The 5,258-nt window shown below is 70.0% G+C and carries 5 protein-coding genes and 1 pseudogene; 5 read left to right on the top strand and 1 reads right to left on the bottom strand.

Annotated features, from left to right (window positions below; all coding sequences use genetic code 11):
- Positions 1-239 (top strand): annotated as a pseudogene (locus VFB40_RS21460) (NAD(P)-dependent alcohol dehydrogenase); the annotation flags it as partial.
- Between the two features lie 11 nt (positions 240-250).
- Positions 251-1,063, top strand: coding sequence for an alpha/beta fold hydrolase (locus tag VFB40_RS21455; protein ID WP_324853434.1), 813 nt, complete (start codon positions 251-253; stop codon positions 1,061-1,063).
- Positions 1,064-1,067: 4 nt separating this feature from the next.
- On the opposite strand, the gene VFB40_RS21450 is transcribed toward VFB40_RS21455, so the two are convergent.
- Positions 1,068-1,994, bottom strand: a complete 927-nt coding sequence (locus VFB40_RS21450) for a PaaX family transcriptional regulator (RefSeq protein ID WP_324853432.1) — start codon at positions 1,992-1,994, stop codon at positions 1,068-1,070.
- Positions 1,995-2,139: 145 nt separating this feature from the next.
- Here VFB40_RS21450 and VFB40_RS21445 point away from each other — a divergent pair, with 145 nt between their 5' ends.
- The 3 genes from VFB40_RS21445 to VFB40_RS21435 all read left to right on the top strand — a co-directional run.
- A complete protein-coding gene (locus VFB40_RS21445) occupies positions 2,140-3,066 on the top strand; it encodes an SDR family NAD(P)-dependent oxidoreductase (RefSeq protein WP_324853429.1) in 927 nt (308 codons plus the stop codon).
- A 34-nt stretch (positions 3,067-3,100) separates the two neighbouring features.
- On the top strand, positions 3,101-3,979 hold the full coding sequence (locus tag VFB40_RS21440; protein ID WP_324853427.1) for an amidohydrolase family protein: 879 nt from the start codon (positions 3,101-3,103) through the stop codon (positions 3,977-3,979).
- Between the two features lie 46 nt (positions 3,980-4,025).
- A partial coding sequence (locus VFB40_RS21435; RefSeq protein WP_324853425.1) for an AMP-binding protein occupies positions 4,026-5,258 on the top strand: 1,233 nt, incomplete at its 3' end.

Below are 5,258 nucleotides of genomic sequence, written 5' to 3'. Positions count from 1 at the left end.
CGGCGTTCGGCACCCAGGTCCCCGTGGATGTCAACTTCCTGCTTCCCGGGCGTACCGTCACCGGGCTCACCCTCGGCGACAGCGAGACCGAGTCGCTGCTGCCGACCCTGGTCGACCTGGTCACGGCCGGGCGGCTCCCGGTCGAGCGGCTGGTGCGGCACTACAAGTTCGAGGACATCAACGCCGCCGTCGCCGACATGGTCGCCGGAACCGCCGTCAAGCCCGTGCTGACCTTCTAAGGAGCCTGATCATGCCGACCGTCACCGCCCACGGCGCCGCCGTGCACTACACCGCCACGCCGCAGACCGCCGGCGACCAGCGCCCCGCACTGGTGCTGGTCGCCGGTACCGGCCTCGACGCGCAGCTCAACTTCGGACACCTCCTCGACGCCTTCACCGCGAGCCACACCGTCTACCTCCCCGACTACGCCGGCAGCGGTCTGACCGTCGAGCCGCAGGGTCCGCTGACGGTGGAGCTGCTGGCCGGGCAGATCGCGGCAGTCGCCGAGGAGGCCGTGCAGCAGTGCGGCGGCGAGCCGGTCGACCTGCTCGGCTACTCGCTCGGCGCCGTCGTGGCCGCCGCGGTCGCCGCCCTGCACCCGCATCTGGTGCGCCGGCTCGTCCTCGTCGCCGGCTGGCCCGGCCCGCACGACGCGCGCCAGCAGCTCTCCTTCGAGGTCTGGCGGCGCCTCGAGCGCACCGACCACGACCTGTTCACCCGGTTCCTCCAGCTGACCTGCTTCAGCGCCCCGTTCCTGAGCGCGATCGGCGAGGAGGCCCTGGCGCAGCTGATCGCGAACGCGCCGCCGATCACTGAGGGCATGCGCCGCCACATCGACCTGGACGGCCGCGCCGACCTGCGCGACCTGCTGCCGAAGATCACCGCGCAGACCCTGGTGATCGGGCTGACCCGGGACCAGGTGGTGCCGGTGGAGCAGGCCCGTCTCGTACACGAGGCGATCGCCGGCAGCCGCTTCACCGAGATCGACAGCGGCCATCTGGTGGTCTTCGAGCGGCCGCAGGAGCTGGTCGCCGAGGTGCGGGCCTTCCTCAACGCGTCCTGACGAGTTATGACGAACTGTGAACATTCGGCACTGCGGTATCTGGCTCAGTCACATCCGGCGCTGTGACATCGGGCGCTGTGACATCGGGCGCTGTGACATCGGGAACTGTGTCCAGCAGTTCCTCGGCCATCCGCCGGGCCGGCTCGTCGACGAGTGCGTTCGCGGCGCGGAAGAGGTCCTCCGCCGCCGCGGCCGGCCACTGCGCGGGCAGGTGCTGCGCGGGCAGCCGCGGATCGGCGCGCACGATCTGCAGCCACTCGGTGAACAGCAGCAGCTTGGTGCTGAGCGGATCGCTCACCTCAGGGTGCTGCTTCGCCTCGGTGAACGGGCGCCAGCGGGCCAGGAAGTCGGCGTAGCGCGCGGCCAGCGCGGGCAGGTCCCAAGTCTCCTCGATCATCCGGCCGATGTCGGTGCCGGGTTCGGCGGTGGAGCGGAAGACCTTCACGTGCGCCTCGAGGCCGAGCCCGGCCACGATCCCGGCGACCTCGGCCCGGCCCGGCGCGATCCACACCCCGCCCCACAGCGGCCCGAAGCCCGCCCAGGTCAGCTGCGAGCGCAGGTCGTGCCGCTGCCGCTGCCAGGACTCGGGCAGCGAGAAGCCGAGCAGCGTCCAGGTGCCGTCCCAGTCCCGGTTGACCGCTCCGGCCTTCCAGATGCGCTCCTCGCCGTCGCGCAGGATCGCGGCCGAGCGCGCGGTCAGGCCGAAGTACATCTTGCGGCCCTCGCGCTGGCGGCTCAGCAGCCCGCGGTTGACCATACGGGCGAGGGTGGACCTGGTCGCGGGCTCGCCCACGCCCGTGCGGGCGAACACGTCGATGACGCTGCCCGAGTACACGCACACGTCCCGGCCCAGCACGTAGTTGCCCAGGAAGGTGAGCATGAGCGACTGGGGGCGCAGCGCGGTGCCCGGCTGCGCGGAATCTGCATCCACGCAGCACAACGTACCCCGGCCAGCAAAAGCTATGCATACTATTGACGGCGATAAGAGAAGTGCATAACTTCGAAAGCGGGCCTGGGCGCGCACGCGCATGGCTTCGAGCAACGGCAGCGATGAAGGACAGCGAAAGGCGGCGAGGGTGACGACGCACACGGAGACGCACACGGACCTGACCGGGAAGGTCGCCGTGGTGACCGGAAGCGGGCGCGGCCTCGGCCTGGCCTACGCGAAGGCGCTGGCCGCGGCCGGCGCGGCGGTCGTGGTCAACGACGTGGACCGGGAGGCGGCCGAGTCCGCGGCGAAGCAGATCGCCGACGCCGGAGGCCGCGCGGTCGCGCTCGCCGCGGCGGTCGGGCCCACGGAGACGGCCGAGGCGCTGGTCGCGGCCGCGGTCGAGTCCTTCGGCCGGCTGGACGTGATGGTGACCAACGCCGGGGTGCTGCGCGACCGCGTGCTGTGGAAGATGTCTGATGACGACTTCGACACCGTCATCGACGTGCACCTGCGCGGTACCTTCACCTGTGTGCGCGCGGCGGTGAACCGGATGCGCGAGCAGGGCGAGGGCGGGCGCGTGATCGTCGCCGGTTCCCCGGCGGGGCAGCGCGGCAACTTCGGCCAGACCAACTACTCCGCGGCCAAGGCCGGGATCGCGGCGATGGCCCGCACTTGGGCGATGGAGCTGGCCAAGGCGCAGATCACCGTCAACGCGGTGATCCCGGTCGCGGCGACCGCGATGACCCGCACGATCCCGGTCTTCGCGCCGCATATCGAGGCGCTTGAGAACGAGGGCAGGCCGCTGCCGGACTCGCTGCGTAAGGGCGAGGGCTTCGGAACCGCCGAGGACGTCGCAGGGCTCGTGGTCTACCTCGCCTCGGACGCGTCCGCCGGGGTGACCGGGCAGTGCATCGGGATCGGCGGGGACAAGCTGGCCCTGTGGTCGCACCCGCAGGAGGTGAGCGTCGCCTACGCGGACGGCGGCTGGAGCGCCGAGGCCATCGCCGGCGCCTGGCCGGTCTCGGTGGGCCGCGCCCAGCAGACCTACGGCATCCCGGCCCCGCAGCTGTGAACGCGCCGACAAGCACGGAAAGGACGTCATCAGGATGCTGAATCTCGACGACCTGGTCGCCATCGACGTGCACACCCACGCCGAGGTCTCCTCCTCCGGCGCCGGCTCGCTCTCCCGCGAACTCGAGGAAGCTTCGAGCTCTTACTTCAAAGTCGACGCCGAACACCGCAAGCCCACGCTCGACGAGATCGCGGCGCACTACCGGGAGCGGCGGATGGCCGCGGTGGTGTTCACCGTGGACGCCGAGGCGGCGACCGGCACGCCGGCCGTGCCCAACGAGGAGATCGCCGAGGCGGCGCGGCGGCATCCGGACGTGCTGATCCCGTTCGCCTCCATCGATCCGGCGAAGGGACGCGCCGGGGCCCGGCAAGTGCACCGGCTGGTCGACGAGCACGGCGTGCGCGGCTTCAAGTTCCACCCGAACATCCAGGCCTTCTATCCGAACGACCGCAGCGCGTACGTGCTCTACGAGGCGATCGAGGCGGCCGGGGCGATCGCGGTCTTCCACACCGGACAGACCGGGATCGGCGCCGGGGCGCCGGGCGGCGGCGGGATCCGGCTGAAGTATTCGAACCCGATGTTCGTGGACGACGTCGCCGCCGACTTCCCGGACCTGCCGATCATCCTGGCGCACCCGTCCTTCCCCTGGCAGGACGAGGCGCTGGCGGTGGCCACACACAAGCCGCACGTGTACATCGACCTGTCCGGCTGGTCGCCGAAGTACTTCCCGCCGCAGCTGGTGCAGTACGCCAATACGCTGCTGAAGGAGAAGGTGCTGTTCGGCACCGACTACCCGGTGCTCAGCCCGGATCGCTGGCTGGCCGACTTCGCCAAGCTGCCGATCAAGGACGAAGTAAGGCCACTGATCCTCAAGCAGAACGCCGCGCGCCTGCTCGGCCTCGCAAAACCCTGATCGTTTCCCCTGTTGCCCGCGCGGATGAGCGAAGGAGCCCATCACCATGCGGAACCAAGGACTCGGCTCCTGGACGGCGCGGCGAGCGCGCAAGACGCCCAGCGCGGTCGCCGTCGTCCACGAGGAGACCCGATACACCTACGCGCAGCTGCACGAGCGGGCCACCCGCCTCGCGCATCACCTGCGCACGCTCGGGATCCGCCGCGGCGACCGGGTCGCGTTCATCGCGCCGAACCACCCGGCCTTCCTGGAAACGCTGTTCGCGGCCGGCCAACTCGGCGCCGTGTTCGTGCCGCTCAACACCCGGCTCAGTCAGCGCGAACTCGATCACTGCGTGTCCGACAGCGGCGCCAGTGTGCTGATTCACAGCGCCACGTGCACCCTCGTCGCACCGGGACAGGTCCCTACCCTCCGGCTGACCATCCCGATCGGCGACGCCTACGAGCAGATCGTCAGCAGCGGCCCCATCCCCGAGCCGATCGACGAGCCGATTTCGCTCGACGACACCTGCCTGATCATGTACACCTCGGGCACCACCGGCCGGGCTAAGGGTGCGCAGCTCACCCACGGCAACATCATCTGGAACAGTATCAATGTCCTGGTAGATACGGACCTCGCGCACGACGAGGTCACGCTGGTGACCGCCCCGCTGTTCCACACCGCGGCGCTCAACATGACCTGCCTGCCGACGCTACTCAAAGGCGGCACGGTGATCCTTGAGGCAGCGTTCGACCCAGCCCGCACGCTGCAGCTCGTCGAGCGACACGGGGTCACCGTCATGTTCGGCGTCCCCGCGATGTACCAGACCGTCGCAGCCGACCCCAAGTTCGCGACCGCGGATCTTTCGAGCGTCCGAAGCCTTCTCTGCGGCGGCGCCCCCGTCCCCGAACCCCTCATCCGCACCTACCTTGAACGCGGCCTGTCTTTCATCCAGGGCTATGGCGCCACCGAAGCGTCGCCGGGCGTGCTACTGCTCGACCGCGACCACGCCCTTTCCAAGGCGGGCACCGCGGGAGTGCCGCACTTCTTCACCGACGTCCGCGTCAATACCCTGACTGGCGACCTTGCCGAGCCGGGCGAACGCGGCGAGATCGAAGTCCAGGGCCCGAACGTGATGCGCGGCTACTGGGGCGCGCCCGAGGCTACGGCGCAGGCTTTGCACGACGGCTGGCTGCGCACCGGAGACGTGGCCACCGTGGACAGTGACGGCTACGTCAAAGTGGTCGACCGCGTCAAGGACATGATCATCTCGGGCGGCGAGAACGTGTACTCGGCCGAG

This window comes from Actinocrinis sp., from assembly GCF_035650855.1.
Classification (GTDB): Bacteria; Actinomycetota; Actinomycetes; order Streptomycetales; family Catenulisporaceae; genus Actinocrinis.
Note: the sequence above shows the minus strand (reverse complement) of the source record. Positions and strands in the feature narration are given on the sequence as shown.

Bases quoted from the DNA above. Each gene is read 5' to 3' on its own strand.
- VFB40_RS21455 (WP_324853434.1), top strand. From the start codon at position 251: ATGCCGACCGTCACCGCCCACGGCGCCGCCGTGCACTACACCGCCACG.
- VFB40_RS21440 (WP_324853427.1), top strand. From the start codon at position 3,101: ATGCTGAATCTCGACGACCTGGTCGCCATCGACGTGCACACCCACGCC.